Below are 14,238 nucleotides of genomic sequence, written 5' to 3' on the forward strand. Positions count from 1 at the left end.
GGAATACAATGCGCAAGTTTTTCACGACAACAGCACTTTCAGCACTGATGATGGCAGGTAGCGGGGCCGTGGGCGGTTCGGTCGTTCTGGCGGCCGACAACGTCGAGGTTCTGCATTGGTGGACATCCGGCGGCGAAGCGGCGGCCCTCGACGTCCTCAAGAAGGATCTGGAGGGCAAGGACATCTCCTGGACCGACATGCCGGTTGCGGGCGGCGGCGGAACGGAAGCCATGACGGTGCTTCGCGCCCGCGTCACATCGGGCAATGCGCCGACGGCGGTGCAGATGCTTGGCTTCGACATTCTCGATTGGGCCAAGGAAGGCGCGCTCGGCAATCTCGACGAGATCGCTGCCAAGGAAGGTTGGGACAAGGTCATCCCGACTGCGCTGCAACAGTTCTCCAAATATGATGGCCACTGGATCGCCGCTCCGGTCAATGTCCACTCCACAAACTGGATGTGGATCAACAAGGCGGCGCTCGACAAGGCCGGTGGCAAGGAGCCCCAGAACTGGGACGAGCTTGTCGCCCTTCTCGATAATTTCAAGGCGCAGGGGATTACGCCCGTCGCGCATGGCGGCCAACCCTGGCAGGATGCAACGGTCTTCGATGCCGTCGTTCTTTCGCTCGGCACGGATTTCTACAAACAGGCCTTCATCGATCTCGATCCGGCTGCGCTCGGTGGCGACAAGATGAAGACAGCCTTCGACCGCATGACGACGCTGCGGTCCTATGTCGATGACAACTTCTCTGGCCGCGACTGGAACCTTGCATCCGCCATGGTCATCGAAGGCACTGCCGGCGTCCAGTTCATGGGCGACTGGGCCAAGGGCGAGTTCGTCAAGGCCAACAAGGTGCCCGGCACCGATTTTGTCTGCATGCGCTATCCGGAAACCCAGGGCTCAGTCACCTTCAACTCCGACCAGTTCGCGATGTTCAAGGTTGCCGACGACAAGGTCCCGGCCCAGATGCAGATGGCGGCTGCGATCGAAAGCCCGGCTTTCCAGTCGGCCTTCAACGTCGTCAAGGGCTCGGCGCCGGCGCGCACCGACGTTTCCGATGAAGCCTTCGATGCCTGCGGCAAGAAGGCCATCGCCGATCTCGCCGATGCTGACAAGAGCGGCAGGCTGTTCGGTTCCATGGCGCATGGCCATGCCAATCCGGCCGCTGTCAAGAATGCAATCTACGACGTCGTAACCCGCCAATTCAACGGTGAACTGACGGCCGAAGACGCCGTCAAGGAATTGCCGGCCGCCGTCGCTGCCGCGCAGTAAACCAGGTGCCAAGCCTGTCCGGGGTGCTTCGGCACCCCGGCATTCCCCGATCATGACGAGACGTTCAATTTAACGGTGGTATTCACCATGGATAGCCGCAACTGGCTGCAGGATCTTGTTCCCAAACTGGTCCTCGCCCCAAGCTTCATCATTGTGCTGGTCTTCGTCTACGGCTTCATCGCCTATACCGGTTATCTCTCGGTGACGGACAGCAAGATGCTGCCCTCTTACAATTTCGTGGGCCTGAGCAATTATTCCAAGCTCTGGGCCTTGCCGCACTGGTGGCGTGCGATCTCGAATCTGGCGATTTTCGCCACGCTCTATATCGGCATCTGTTCGGTTCTTGGCCTGGGCCTTGCCATTCTGCTCGATCAGAAGATCCGTGCCGAGGGCATTTTGCGGCCGATCTACCTCTATCCGATGGCGCTGTCCTTCATCGTCACCGGCACAGCCTGGAAATGGTTTCTCGATCCGGGCATCGGGCTTGAAAATACCATGCATCTCTGGGGCTGGGAGAGCTTCACCTTCAACTGGATCAAGGACCGAAACTACGCGATCTACTGCGTGGTGATTGCCGCCGTGTGGCAGTCCACCGGCTTCATCATGGCGATGTTTCTTGCCGGCCTGCGCGGTGTCGACAACGAGATCATCAAGGCGGCACAGATCGACGGTGCGTCTTCGGCCACCATCTATCGCCGCATCATCATTCCCCTGATGCGGCCAGTCTTCCTGTCCGCCTTCGTCGTCTTGGCCCATCTCGCCATCAAGGCCTATGACCTCGTCGTGGCGCTGACAGGCGGCGGACCGGGGCAGGCGACAGAACTGCCGGCGACCTTCATGTATTCCTATACGTTCACCCGCAATTCGATGGGCATCGGCGCTTCGTCGGCGATCATCATGCTGATGATGATCTTCTCGATCATCATTCCCTATCTCTATTCTGAAATCAACGGGGAGAAGCGCCAATGAGCGTCGAGAGCCCTGACAATGCCATTTCGAGCGGCCGTCTGATCCGCGGGCTGATCTATTCGGTTCTGCTCCTCTACGCGGCCTACTCCTTGCTGCCGCTCTACGTGATGCTGGTCAATTCCTTCAAGCCGCTGGATGAAATCCGCCAGGGCGGCATGCTCAATATTCCGCAGACATGGACGCTGGATCCATGGCGGTCCGCCTGGTCGACGGCGCAAATCGGCGTGCAGCCGACGGGGCTGAAGCCCTTCTTCATAAATTCGATCCTGATGGTCGTCCCGGCGGTTGCGATATCCACCATCATCGGCGCGCTGAACGGCTATGTCCTGACGAAATGGCGATTTCCCGGCTCCGGCGTGTTCTTCGGCATGCTGCTGCTCTCGTGTTTCATTCCTTTCCAGATCGTATTGATCCCGATGGCGCGCATGCTCGGCATCTTCGGACTGGCCGGCAGCACGACAGGCCTCGTCTTCGTTCATGTCGTCTACGGCCTCGGGTTCACGACGCTGTATTTCCGCAATTACTACGAGGCTTTCCCGACCGAACTGGTGCGGGCGGCACAGATCGACGGCGCCAGTTTCTTCCAGATTTTCCGACGCATCCTGCTGCCGTCGTCCGGGCCGATCATCGTCGTTTCGGTGATCTGGCAGTTTACCAATATCTGGAACGATTTTCTGTTCGGGGCCTCGTTCTCCGGTTCGGATTCCGTGCCGATGACGGTGGCGCTCAACAACCTCGTCAGTTCGTCCACCGGGGTGAAGGAATACAATGTCCATTTCGCAGGCGCGATCCTCGCCGCCCTGCCAACGCTTGTCGTCTACATCGTCTCGGGGCGCTATTTCGTCCGCGGCCTGATGTCCGGCGCCGTGAAGGGGTAATGCCATGTCGTTCATGAAAATCACCAATCTGCGCAAGTCCTATGGTTCGCTGGAGATTCTGAAGGACATCAACCTGGAGATTGACGAGGGCGGGTTTCTGGTTCTGGTCGGGCCTTCCGGCTGTGGAAAGTCGACCCTGCTCAACACCATCGCCGGGCTGGAGCCAATCACTTCGGGCGAAATCTCGATCAATGGCAAGTCGGTGGCGGGCCTGCATCCCTCCAAGCGCGACATTGCCATGGTCTTCCAGTCCTATGCGCTCTACCCGAACATGACGGTTGCGGGCAATATCGCGTTCGGCATGGAAATCCGCGGCGTGCCGAAGGCCGAACGCGAAAAGGCGATCAGGCAGGTGTCCGAGATGCTGCAGATCGACCATCTGCTCAAGCGCAAGCCGAGCCAGTTGTCAGGCGGCCAGCGCCAGCGTGTCGCCATGGGCCGGGCGCTGGTGCGCAATCCGCAGGTCTTCCTGTTCGACGAGCCGCTGTCCAATCTCGACGCCAAGTTGCGTGTCGATATGCGCACCGAGATCAAGCGCCTTCATCAGCGCATGAAGACGACGATCGTTTACGTGACCCATGACCAGATCGAGGCGATGACGCTCGCCACCAAGATTGCCGTGCTCAAGGATGGCGTGCTGCAACAATTCGGGACGCCGGCCGATATCTACAACAATCCGACCAATCTTTTCGTCGCCGACTTCATGGGCTCGCCGGCGATGAATCTATTGACGGCCACGGTCGAGGGCGGCGGCAGCGACCTGCGCGTCGTGCTTGAGCGGCCGGGCTCGGAGCCCTTGAAATTGCCCGTCGCGCAGGTGCAAGGGCTCTCGGCCTATGCCGGCCAGTCGATCGTCTTCGGCATCCGGCCGGAAGCCCTGACCGATCCGGATGGCGCAGACCGCAATGCGCGCTCGCTGGCCGAGGGCGATTGCCTGATCGACGTCGTCGAACCGGCCGGGTCCGATACGTTTGCCGTCACCAAGCTCGGCGGCAAGGAGGTCGTGGCCCGCCTGCGCGCCGATGCCCAGATCGCGCCTGGCCAGACGGCGCGGCTCGCTTTCAATCTCGACAAGGCGGTATACTTCGATCCGCAAAGTCAAACCCGCATTCGCTGAGAACATTATGGGCAAACAACCCGACATCGTCATCATCGGCTCCGGTATCGGCGGAGCGACGGTCGCGTCCGCCCTTGCCGGATCCGGCGCCGAAATTCTCATCCTCGAGGCTGGCGGGCATATCGAGGACAGACCGGAAAACCGCGACCAGCGGGCGATCTTCCAGCGCGGCCATTTCCGCCCGAGGGAACTCTGGTACGAGACCGATGGCACGGGCTTCAACCCCGGAAACTACTACAATGTCGGCGGCAATTCGAAATTCTTCGGAGCGGTTCTGGTGCGCTACCGCCGCGAGGATTTTGCGGAAATGGCGCATCTGGAAGGCGTTTCTCCCGCTTGGCCCTTTGCCTATGAAGAACTCGAGCCCTGGTACAGCCAGGCAGAGCAGCTCTATCAGGTCCGTGGTGTGCTGGGTGAAGATCCGACCGAGCCTGCGCACTCGCAGGATTATGCCTTCGCACCCGTGCCGGACGAAGCGCCGATCGCCGCCGTTCGCGACAGGCTGAAGAAGAACGGGCTGCATCCCTATTCGCTGCCGCTGGGCGTCGACATCGAAAAATGGCTGTCCAAGGGCAAGACGCCCTGGGATGCGCATCCCAACAGTTTCGACGGCAAGATGGATGCCGAGACGGCGGCGCTGACGATCGCCTTGCAGCACGGCAATGTCCGCCTGCAGACCGGGTCGCGGGTAACGCGGCTGGAAACGGCGAATGACGGGAAACGCATCGAGACGGTGCATTATGTGAGGGACGGTGTCGAGCAGACGGTGTCGCCGAAGCTCGTCATCCTGTCGGCCGGTGCCGTGCAATCGTCTGCGCTGTTGCTGCGCTCGGCCAATGCCCTGCATCCGAACGGGCTTGCCAACAGCTCCGACCAGGTTGGCCGCAATTTCATGAACCACAATTCCAGCGCGGTTCTGGCCGTCTCGCCGTTCTTCCGCAACACGTCGATCTACCAGAAGACCTTCGGGTTCAACGATTATTATCTCTCGGACGGGGAAGGTGGTCCGCCGCTTGGAAACGTGCAGCTGCTCGGCCGCATTTCCGGCCCGATCCTCAAGGCCAACATTCCCTCCCTGCCGGAATGGCTGCTCAACCGGATGTCCGCCCATGCGATCGATTTCTATGCGATGAGCGAGGACGTTCCACATCCGGAAAGCCGGATCATGGTCGATGGTGACCGGATCGTGCTGCAGTGGGTGCGGACGAACTGGGATGCGCATCTGATGCTTGTCGGCAAGCTAAAGACGGCGCTGAAGGCGGCCGGCTTCCCGATCGTCCTGTCACGCCCCTTCGACAAGCGGACACCGTCGCACCAGTGCGGCACCGTTCGCATGGGTAATGATCCTGCAACGTCTCCGCTCGATGTCTACTGCCGCGCGTTCGACCATCAGAACCTGTTCGTCGTCGATGCCAGTTGCCTGCCGACCTCGGCTGCGGTCAATCCGGCGCTGACGGTTGCGGCGCAGGCGCTGCGCGTTGCCGACCATATCGTCTCAAAGGATCTGGCGGCATGAGCGATCAAAAGCGCCCGGTTGCTATCGTCACCGGCGGTCGTCGCGGCATCGGCCTCGGGATTGCAAAGGCGCTTGCCCTCGACGGGTTCGATGTCGCCTTGACCGGCATAGGCGAGGCCGATCAGGTCCGTTCCGTCCTTGAGGATCTTGCCGCGCTGGGGGCAAAAGCAATTTTTCTCAAGGCGGATCTTTCCGATCTTGCCGGTCATCAGGCCACGGTCGAGGCGGTTCTGGCGGCCTTCGGATCGATCGACTGCCTGGTCAACAATGCCGGCATGGCCTCCGTCGTCCGCGGTGATTTCCTCGATCTGTTGCCGGAGAATTTCGATGCGATCGTCGCGACCAATCTGCGCGGCACGGTGTTCTTCACGCAGGCGGTGGTCAGGGCAATGCTGGCGGCGCCATCCAGCGGGCCGCGTTCGGTGATCAATATCACCTCGGTTTCGGCAGTGATGAGTTCGCCCGAACGAATGGATTACTGCATGACCAAGGCAGGGCTTGCCTCGTTCTCGCAGGGACTTGCCCTGCGGCTGGCAGAGACGGGCATTGCGGTCTTCGAGGTGCGTCCGGGCATCATCCGCTCCGACATGACCGCCACTGTATCCGATAAATACGATGGGCTGATCGAGGCTGGTCTGGTGCCGATGAAACGCTGGGGGGAGGCGCAGGATATTGGCGCGATGGTCTCCGCCTTGGCGTCGGGGCGGTTCGGCTTTGCCACCGGAAGCGTGATCAATGCCGATGGCGGCCTGTCGATCGGGCGGTTGTAGAAATTTCCTCGCCTCAAGAGGGTGATGACAGTGACGTTAAGGACGACGAGATGGCATATGATTACATCATTACCGGTGCCGGGCCTGCGGGCTGCGTGCTTGCCAACCGCCTGACGGAGGATGCCGATGTCAGGGTGCTGTTGCTGGAAGCGGGCGGCAGCGACTGGAACCCGCTGTTCCACATGCCGGCCGGTTTTGCCAAGATGACCAAGGGGGTCGCCAGCTGGGGCTGGGAAACCGTGCCGCAGAAGCACATGAACAACCGGGTGCTGCGGTACACGCAGGCCAAGGTGATCGGGGGTGGATCGTCGATCAACGCGCAGCTCTATACCCGCGGCAATGCGGCCGACTACGATCTCTGGGCCAGCGAGGATGGCTGCACGGGCTGGGACTATCGCAGCGTGCTGCCCTATTTCAAGCGCTCGGAAGACAATCAGCGTTTTGCCGACGACTATCATGCCTATGGCGGGCCGCTCGGGGTTTCGATGCCGGTGTCCGGCCTGCCGATCTGCGATGCCTATATCCGCGCGGCCCAAGAACTCGGCATTCCCTACAATCATGATTTCAACGGCAAGCAGCAGGCCGGCGTCGGCTTCTATCAACTGACCCAGCGCAATCGTCGGCGCTCCTCGGCGTCACTTGCCTATCTCAACCCGATCCGGGATCGCCAGAACCTTGAGGTCCGGCTCGGTGCCCGCGTGACCCGGATCCTTCTTGAGGGCAGCCGCGCCGTTGGCGTCGAGGTTGCGACCGCCAAGGGGCTAGAAACGATCCGCGCCGAACGCGAAGTGCTTGTTTCCTCCGGCGCGATCGGTTCGCCGAAGCTGCTGCAGCAATCCGGCATTGGTCCGGCCGAGCACCTGCGTTCCGTCGGCGTCGCGGTCAAGCATGACTTGCCCGGCGTCGGTTCCAACCTGCAGGATCATCTCGATCTCTTCGTCATTTCCGAATGCACTGGCGACCATACCTATGATGGCGTTGCCAAGCTGCACCGCACACTGTGGGCCGGCCTGCAATATGTGCTGTTCCGCTCCGGGCCGGTCGCCTCGTCGCTCTTTGAGACCGGCGGCTTCTGGTATGCCGATCCGCAGGCGCGTTCGCCCGATATCCAGTTTCATCTCGGCCTGGGTTCCGGCATCGAGGCTGGCGTCGAGAAGCTGAAAAATGCCGGCGTGACGCTGAATTCCGCCTATCTGCATCCGCGCTCGCGCGGCACCGTGCGCCTGTCATCGGCCGATCCGGCAGCCGCCCCGCTGATCGATCCGAACTACTGGAGCGATCCGCACGACCGAAAGATGTCACTGGAGGGCCTGAAGATCGCGCGCGAAATCTTCCAGCAGGATGCGTTGAAGCCCTTCATCATGGCCGAGCGCCTGCCGGGTCCCAAGGTCATGACGGACGAGGAGCTGTTCGAGTATGGCTGCGCCAATGCCAAGACGGATCATCATCCTGTGGGCACCTGCAAGATGGGTACGGACGCAGATGCCGTCGTCGGCCTCGATCTGAAGGTACGCGGTCTTGAGGGCCTGCGCGTCTGCGACAGTTCCGTCATGCCGCGTGTTCCCTCTTGCAATACCAACGGGCCGACGATCATGATGGGCGAAAAGGGTTCGGACATTATTCGCAACCGCCAGCCGCTGGCGCCTGCCATCTTCGAACATGAACGCAACGACCAGCGGCCGCGTGCGCGCGCCGCAGTCCGATAGGAGACCGCCATGATCCGCCATTGTGTCTTTATCCGTTTCAAGGACAGCGTGTCCAGCGAGGAGCGCGCCTCGATCCTGGCCGATATCGCCGCGCTCCAGTCGCACGTGCCGGGTTATCTGTCCGTCGACATCGGCGCCAATGTCAGCCCGGAAGCTCTGGGCAGGGGATACACGAACGCCTTCATGATCGATTTTGTAAACGCAGCCGCGCGCGATGCCTATCTGGTTCACCCGGCGCATGAAAAGGCTGGTGGCCGGATCGTTGCCGCGACAGATGGCGGCATCGACGGTATCTTCGTCTACGACTTTAAAATGGGCGGCTGAACGATGCGGTAGGGGGCGATATTGCTACGGCGTCAGCGGTGCTCGCACCGTCGTTGTGATTTCTTGTTTTTTATGGAACAATTCGCGCCGATGCTCGTTGTGGTCGGCTGGGTGGGTGACCAGCGGCTTTCTGGCGATGATGATGCTGGAATTCGTGGCACTCTTGAACGTCCTGAGAGCTTAGAACACCATTGGCCAGACCCATGCGAAGCAATGGAAAACGGGCGGTGATGGAGAAGAAGCGGTAGTTATTTGCGTCGATGATGGGATAACGAGGATATATGCCGGCGCTGGTAGACCAACAGTGAGAGTTCCGAAATGGCATGCAAAATTCTGGTAGTCGAAGACGAAATCTTCGTCGCCACAGAAATCGAATATGTGGTCTCCGAGCTTGGGCACAAGCCGGTCGGCATTGCTGCCGACAAGGCATCGGCCTTTCACTTGGCGCCGCTCGCGGATATTGCGCTCGTCGATCTCAATCTGCGTGACGGCGCAACTGGTACCGAAATTGGACGCCTGCTTGCCGAACAGCATGGCATTACCGTTCTGTTCATGACGGCGAACCCGTCGCAACTGGGTGACGGTGTTCCCGGCACTGTCGGCGTTCTTGCAAAGCCCGTGGGCGAAGACGAACTGATCCAGGCGGTGAATTATGTTGTCGCCAAGCGCCATGCGCTGGAAGCCGAGGCACCAGCCCGGATGATGCTTTTTTCATAGGGCGGTCGCGCTCAAACGCCGATAATCTTCCTCAACACCATCAAAAACCTCACCATGAACCAAGGCCGGCTCAGCGCTGCCTTGGTCGTTTCGATTGCGGTGCTATTGCCGGAGGTGGGCAAGCTTGCTGCTGCGCGAGATAGACGCCAACGGCATTGTCACGTTGACCTGGATGCCGTCGGGGTTCCAGTGTCGTGAAAACGTTCCGCCCAGTTGCCCTTCGACACTGATCTTCATCAGGCGGGAACCGAACCCATCGGCATCCGGTGGTGACAGGGGGCTGACGCTGCCGGCCTCGTTCCAATCCAGGACATACGTTTCATCGTCTTTCCGGCCGACGACATCCAGCCTGCCTGCGGCGTGGGAAAGCGCTCCGTATTTGGCAGAGTTGGTTGCCAGCTCATGCAGAAGCAGGGCAAGCGGGGTGGCTGCGCCGTCACCGATCGGTGCATCGTCGCCGCTGAAACTGATGCGCACCTCGTTGTCGTCAGATGCATAGGGCTCGAGCAACCGCTGCAGAAGGCCGAAGATGGTCGTTTCCATCTCGACGGGGCGTGAAGTCTTGCTGTGTGGACGCACGAAATCATGGGCACGGCCCATCGCCTCGATGCGTTTGCGCAACTGCTCTGCAAAACTGCGCGATTCCGGCGCTGATCGGGCGGAGAGGCTGATAATGCCGCTGAGCACAGAAAAAATATTCTTGATGCGATGGCTCAATTCATGGGCAACGATTTCGCGTTCGCCCATGGCCATCCTGGCATCGTGGATATCCGTGCAGGTGCCGTACCAGCGGGTGATTTGCCCCTTGTCGTCGCGCACCGGCAGGGCCCGCCCGAGAACCCACCGGTACACGCCGCTGCGGTGGCGCAGGCGATATTCGATCTGATAGGGCTCGCCGGTTTCGAGCGAGTGACGCCAGGCGGCCCAGGCAAGGGCCTGGTCTTCCTCGTGGAACATGCCGTTCCACGCCTCGCCATCGGTCGAACCATCCAGCATGCCGGTGAATTCGTACCAGCGCGCATTGTAATAGTCATGGAAACCGTCCGGGCGCGTTGACCAGACCATTTGCGGCATGGCGTTGGCCAGCGTCCGGAATGCCATTTCGGAGCGGGCGTGCGCCGCTGTTGCGGACTTCTGCGCGGTGATATCGATGGCGACGCCGGGAAAGCGGATACATCGCCCCTCAGTGTCCATGCGCGGCTGACCTTCGGCCAGCACCCACCGCACGTCGCCATTCTTCTGCAGCAGCCGGTATTCTTCGGAATAGCGTTCGCCCGTCGCCATTGCAGCCTGCAACGCTCCGGACACAGCCTCGAGATCGTCGGGGTGGATGCCCGCCAGAAAGGCACTGATCGGCGCCCCTTCCTCCGGGTTTTCGATGTCGGCACCGTAGAGCGCGGAAAACCGCTGGTCGGAATAGACCCGGTTTTCGTCGACATGCCAGTCCCAGGTTCCGACGATGCCGGATGCGCTCAGCGCGAGCGACAGTTGCTCGCGGCTGCGCGCAAGCGACCGTTCCGCCAGGATCCGTTTTGTGGTTTCCGACAGGATCGCCAGGACCGCGACGACCGCTCCGTCTTCGTGGATCACAGGACTATAGTGAAGATTGAGCCAGACGTCTTCGGCGGCACCGTTGCGATAGAGGGTGAACTGCTGGTCTTCATAGGACAGCGTTCCGCCGTCCATCACGGTATCGATGACGACCCGGTTGAAATCGGCGACCTCCGGCCATGAGCTGAATGCAGATGCGCCAAAGCAGTGCGGATGGCGCTTGCCGGCAATGATCTTGTAGCCATCATTGTAGATCAGGATTCCATCCCTGCCGACCAGCAAAACCATGGGAACCGGCGACGCAAGCATCATGCGGACTGTGGTGAGCAGCGTTGCCGGCCAGCTCTGGACCGCACCGAGTACCGTCGTCTCCCAGGCCATGGCGTCAAAACGGCTCAGCATTTCGCTGTCAGCCATCCTTGCGGCGATAGCAACGCCGGGAGAGGCAAACAAAGGGTTCGACATGGGTTTCAATCTCAAAATCGCTACACGAATATGGATGCCGAATTTTGGCCCGTAGCATCCATATAGGATAGATGAGCGGGAAATCATCCGCGCCCATATAAATTCCCGAACGGACCCGCGCCTGTCTTCCATCACCGTTTGCGCGGGCATTTTGCGCAAACAGTTGCCTCCGGCCTCAATTCATCCTAGAATCAGTATCGAGCCGCTTGCAACTCTTGTTTGCTCCGCGTCCGGCTCTTGTCCGAATGATTGCCAGTGAACGGGTTTTCCAAGGTGTGGTTGTCGCAACCGTGCCCAGCCCTGACGTTCAGGCCGGCCTATTGCGACGACGCGTTTCCTTTGCAGTTCGTAAATCGGCGTTGATGTGTGCCCAGCGCGCGGATTGAAGGACGACATCGGTGTTTCGCGCCTTTGTGTCAGGACGAATTGAAATTGCGGGCGTCTCATCCGTTATTTGGGGTCATCCCCGCCCTGTGCAAATTGCGCCCGTACCGGAACAAAACCGACTGGAAATTGTTCTCCGCTTTATCTGTGGAGGTTCTGAATGTTCATACGTTTCGGATACGAAATCGGCATCCATTGCGAGCAGCCGACGCCGATGATGACCTATCTTTCGGTCGACCGCGACCGTCGTCACGCAGTCGTCAGCGAACGGGGCCCGATTGCCCTGCCGGCCATCCCGATGAGTGAAATTTCCGATCCCTTCGGGAATATCTGCATGCGCATGGTGGTGCCGCAAGGCGGGGTGCATCTGAGCTATGATGCCGTCATCCGCGACAGCGGATTTCCCGACCCTGTCAATGTCGAGGCGCAGGCCGTGCCTATCGAAAAACTGCCGGCCGCATGCCTGCCCTATCTTTCCGCGAGCCGCTATTGCGAGACGGACCGTTTCGGGTCTCTGGCCTGGCGGCTGTTCGGCGAGGTAGAGCCCGGATGGGCGCGGGTGCAGGCGATTTGCGACTATGTTCACGAACGGCTGCTGTTCAGCTATGGCTATGCGGCGACGCTAAGAACCGCGATGGAGGCTCATGACGCCCGCGTCGGTGTCAGTCGCGACTATGCGCATCTGGCTGTCACACTGTGCCGGGCAATGAACATGCCGGCGCGGTACGTCAACGGATATATGGGCGATATTGGTGTGCCGGAAAATCCGGCGCCGATGGATTTCAACGCATGGTTCGAAGTCTATCTCGGCGATCGCTGGTACACGTTTGACGCCCGCAACAATGCGCGCCGGATCGGCCGGATTGTCGTTGCACGGGGCAGGGACGCTGCCGATATTCCCCTGATCCAGACTTTCGGCAAACATGAACTCACGACCTTCACCGTCTGGACCTACAAGGAAACGGATGCGGCGCTGACCCGACCACACCAGGCCGCAGACGTTTCGCTTTTGACGCCATGGTTCAGCGAGCGTTGGGCACGCCATGTCCAGGAGCGGGAGCATCAGCACGAGCATGATCATTCGCCTCAGTGATCAAACTGGATCCGTTTCAGGGCGTGCGGGCTGTCTGAAGTTGCGCCGGAACTGATTTTTCAGTCCGGCGGCAAAACAGGAAAAATAATATCTATAAATTTCATCTGGTATAGAGCACAACTGTCACCAGCTTGTAGCGGGCCAAGCGGGATCTTTCAGGTTCTGTCCGGTCGAGATCGCCAGGAGACACGATGCAGAGTTTAAAACCGATCCGCCAGAGAGCCTATCCGGCATCGTCCGGACCAAGGTTTGCCTGGAACGTCGTTGCGCAGGGCGCCGCTCTCTTTGGTGCTTTCGTTTTCATTTCCGCGGTCGTCTGCGGCATCCTCTAGATATCGGACCCTGGGTGATCGCATTTTGGACATTTGTGCGGGCTTTTACTCCGCCCGTGACAGATGTTCATGGATCGCCAGCCAGCGGCCATCCGTCGCCTTTTCGAATACAATGGTTTCGCGTTCGCGGCTGGTCGAAACTTCCCCGCCAAATTCCGCCTGCGTTTCGACGCTGTGGGTGAAGATACCGACGCCGCCGGCGATCTGCAGGTTCCTGTCGCTCGAACGGCAGGCGTGGACGCGAAAGCCGTCACGTGTCTCCCAAAGCGCCCATTCGGCCTCGTATTCGGCGCGATTTGTCAGCCTGCGATCAAGATTGTGGAAAATGAACGTCGCGTCTGCTGAAAAGGCTGCAAAATAAGCCTCGCGATCATGGTGCGAAAATGCCGTGACGAGCTGTTCGGCGGCGGCAAGAATGGCCTGCTCTGCCCCTTCTGTGTGTTTCATGTCTCAGTCCTGTGTTGTTATGATCGTTGCGGAGCGGCCATCAGTGTTGCGATCGGCCTGTTTTGCCGTGCAACCGCCTCTTTCAGCGCTTCCAGCGGCATTGTTTCGTCGCGCACGAATTCTGCAAACATCGTGTTGAGATTGTTGAAGATCATCTGGCCGACGGCGACCGTGTCGATGCCCGGCATGATGGCGCCGCGCAGTTGCAGCTTGCCGATCAGCATCGAGACCTGCTCACTCAGGCGACTGTCGAGCTCGGTGTAGCGCTTGCTGAATGGGCTCTCCGGCTGCTGGATCGAAATCGCCATGGCCGTGCGCCACATTTCCTTGGAGAGATAGAACAGCGAGTGGTCGTAATACTGGTTGATCAGGCTCTTCAGCGCTTCGCTCACCGTCTGTGGCGGGTTTTCGACGATCGACCGGCCGGCTTCGAGCACTTCCTCCACTTCCATGGACACGGCCGCGACAAGAATGTCGCCCTTGTTCTGGTAGTAGTTGTAGAAAGTGCCGACGGAAATTTCGGCGATCTGGGCAATGTCCTCGATCCGGGCGGCGTCATAACCGACGTCGCGGAACAGGCGCGTCGCCGCGTCCAGGATACGGCGGTTGCGGTCCGCCTTCTGTTTTGCGCGAAGCCCCGCCATCGCCCGTTCCTTTTTCTGCCGTCTCTTTTCTGAATGCCCTCAAAAATAATATTG

The 14,238-nt window shown here is 60.0% G+C and carries 14 protein-coding genes; 11 read left to right on the top strand and 3 right to left on the bottom strand.

Annotated elements, in window-relative coordinates:
- The first annotated feature begins 47 nt into the window (after positions 1-47).
- From AX760_RS21485 to AX760_RS21525, 9 genes are all read left to right on the top strand, one after another.
- Complete coding sequence (locus AX760_RS21485; protein ID WP_245295074.1) at positions 48-1,271, top strand: ABC transporter substrate-binding protein; 1,224 nt, start codon at positions 48-50, stop codon at positions 1,269-1,271.
- 87 nt (positions 1,272-1,358) lie between these two features.
- Entirely contained in the window at positions 1,359-2,240 is an 882-nt protein-coding gene (locus AX760_RS21490; protein ID WP_071835053.1) for a carbohydrate ABC transporter permease, read from the top strand.
- Positions 2,237-3,118, top strand: a complete 882-nt coding sequence (locus tag AX760_RS21495; RefSeq protein WP_071835054.1) for a carbohydrate ABC transporter permease — start codon at positions 2,237-2,239, stop codon at positions 3,116-3,118. Before AX760_RS21490 ends, AX760_RS21495 begins: the two co-directional genes overlap by 4 nt.
- Before the next feature lie 4 nt (positions 3,119-3,122).
- Positions 3,123-4,235 carry an ABC transporter ATP-binding protein gene (locus AX760_RS21500; RefSeq protein WP_071835055.1) on the top strand — a complete coding sequence of 371 codons (1,113 nt, stop codon included), beginning with the start codon at positions 3,123-3,125 and terminating at the stop codon, positions 4,233-4,235.
- A 7-nt stretch (positions 4,236-4,242) separates the two neighbouring features.
- Positions 4,243-5,751, top strand: coding sequence for a GMC oxidoreductase (locus AX760_RS21505; protein ID WP_071835056.1), 1,509 nt, complete (start codon positions 4,243-4,245; stop codon positions 5,749-5,751).
- Complete coding sequence (locus AX760_RS21510) at positions 5,748-6,521, top strand: 3-ketoacyl-ACP reductase (protein ID WP_071835057.1); 774 nt, start codon at positions 5,748-5,750, stop codon at positions 6,519-6,521. The genes AX760_RS21505 and AX760_RS21510 overlap by 4 nt, the downstream gene beginning before the upstream one ends.
- A 50-nt stretch (positions 6,522-6,571) precedes the next feature.
- Entirely contained in the window at positions 6,572-8,227 is a 1,656-nt protein-coding gene (locus AX760_RS21515) for a GMC family oxidoreductase (RefSeq protein WP_071835058.1), read from the top strand.
- A gap of 9 nt (positions 8,228-8,236) precedes the next feature.
- Complete coding sequence (locus AX760_RS21520; RefSeq protein WP_071835059.1) at positions 8,237-8,551, top strand: Dabb family protein; 315 nt, start codon at positions 8,237-8,239, stop codon at positions 8,549-8,551.
- 318 nt (positions 8,552-8,869) lie between these two features.
- Entirely contained in the window at positions 8,870-9,268 is a 399-nt protein-coding gene (locus AX760_RS21525) for a response regulator (protein ID WP_071835060.1), read from the top strand.
- A gap of 102 nt (positions 9,269-9,370) precedes the next feature.
- Here the strand turns inward: AX760_RS21525 and AX760_RS27495 are convergent, their stop codons facing one another.
- Entirely contained in the window at positions 9,371-11,284 is a 1,914-nt protein-coding gene (locus tag AX760_RS27495) for a PAS domain-containing sensor histidine kinase (protein ID WP_071835061.1), read from the bottom strand.
- A 544-nt stretch (positions 11,285-11,828) separates the two neighbouring features.
- On the opposite strand from AX760_RS27495, the gene AX760_RS21535 reads away from it, so the two are divergent.
- The gene (locus AX760_RS21535) at positions 11,829-12,761 is read left to right on the top strand and encodes a transglutaminase-like domain-containing protein (protein ID WP_071835062.1); all 933 of its coding nucleotides are present in this window, start codon (positions 11,829-11,831) and stop codon (positions 12,759-12,761) included.
- A gap of 191 nt (positions 12,762-12,952) precedes the next feature.
- A complete protein-coding gene (locus tag AX760_RS27325; RefSeq protein WP_175552112.1) occupies positions 12,953-13,093 on the top strand; it encodes a hypothetical protein in 141 nt (46 codons plus the stop codon).
- Between the two features lie 45 nt (positions 13,094-13,138).
- Here AX760_RS27325 and AX760_RS21540 read toward each other — a convergent pair whose 3' ends face one another.
- On the bottom strand, positions 13,139-13,540 hold the full coding sequence (locus tag AX760_RS21540; RefSeq protein ID WP_071835063.1) for a YybH family protein: 402 nt from the start codon (positions 13,538-13,540) through the stop codon (positions 13,139-13,141).
- A gap of 17 nt (positions 13,541-13,557) precedes the next feature.
- Positions 13,558-14,184, bottom strand: coding sequence for a TetR/AcrR family transcriptional regulator (locus AX760_RS21545; protein WP_071835064.1), 627 nt, complete (start codon positions 14,182-14,184; stop codon positions 13,558-13,560).
- Between the last annotated feature and the right edge of the window lie 54 nt (positions 14,185-14,238).

Source organism: Pararhizobium antarcticum, assembly GCF_001885585.1.
GTDB lineage: Bacteria > Pseudomonadota > Alphaproteobacteria > Rhizobiales > Rhizobiaceae > Pararhizobium > Pararhizobium antarcticum.

Coding starts and splice junctions, on each gene's coding strand:
- AX760_RS21485 (WP_245295074.1), top strand. CDS start 48: ATGATGGCAGGTAGCGGGGCCGTGGGCGGTTCGGTCGTTCTGGCGGCC.
- AX760_RS21490 (WP_071835053.1), top strand. CDS start 1,359: ATGGATAGCCGCAACTGGCTGCAGGATCTTGTTCCCAAACTGGTCCTC.
- AX760_RS21495 (WP_071835054.1), top strand. CDS start 2,237: ATGAGCGTCGAGAGCCCTGACAATGCCATTTCGAGCGGCCGTCTGATC.
- AX760_RS21500 (WP_071835055.1), top strand. CDS start 3,123: ATGTCGTTCATGAAAATCACCAATCTGCGCAAGTCCTATGGTTCGCTG.
- AX760_RS21505 (WP_071835056.1), top strand. CDS start 4,243: ATGGGCAAACAACCCGACATCGTCATCATCGGCTCCGGTATCGGCGGA.
- AX760_RS21510 (WP_071835057.1), top strand. CDS start 5,748: ATGAGCGATCAAAAGCGCCCGGTTGCTATCGTCACCGGCGGTCGTCGC.
- AX760_RS21515 (WP_071835058.1), top strand. CDS start 6,572: ATGGCATATGATTACATCATTACCGGTGCCGGGCCTGCGGGCTGCGTG.
- AX760_RS21520 (WP_071835059.1), top strand. CDS start 8,237: ATGATCCGCCATTGTGTCTTTATCCGTTTCAAGGACAGCGTGTCCAGC.
- AX760_RS21525 (WP_071835060.1), top strand. CDS start 8,870: ATGGCATGCAAAATTCTGGTAGTCGAAGACGAAATCTTCGTCGCCACA.
- AX760_RS27495 (WP_071835061.1), bottom strand. CDS start 11,284: ATGTCGAACCCTTTGTTTGCCTCTCCCGGCGTTGCTATCGCCGCAAGG.
- AX760_RS21535 (WP_071835062.1), top strand. CDS start 11,829: ATGTTCATACGTTTCGGATACGAAATCGGCATCCATTGCGAGCAGCCG.
- AX760_RS27325 (WP_175552112.1), top strand. CDS start 12,953: ATGCAGAGTTTAAAACCGATCCGCCAGAGAGCCTATCCGGCATCGTCC.
- AX760_RS21540 (WP_071835063.1), bottom strand. CDS start 13,540: ATGAAACACACAGAAGGGGCAGAGCAGGCCATTCTTGCCGCCGCCGAA.
- AX760_RS21545 (WP_071835064.1), bottom strand. CDS start 14,184: ATGGCGGGGCTTCGCGCAAAACAGAAGGCGGACCGCAACCGCCGTATC.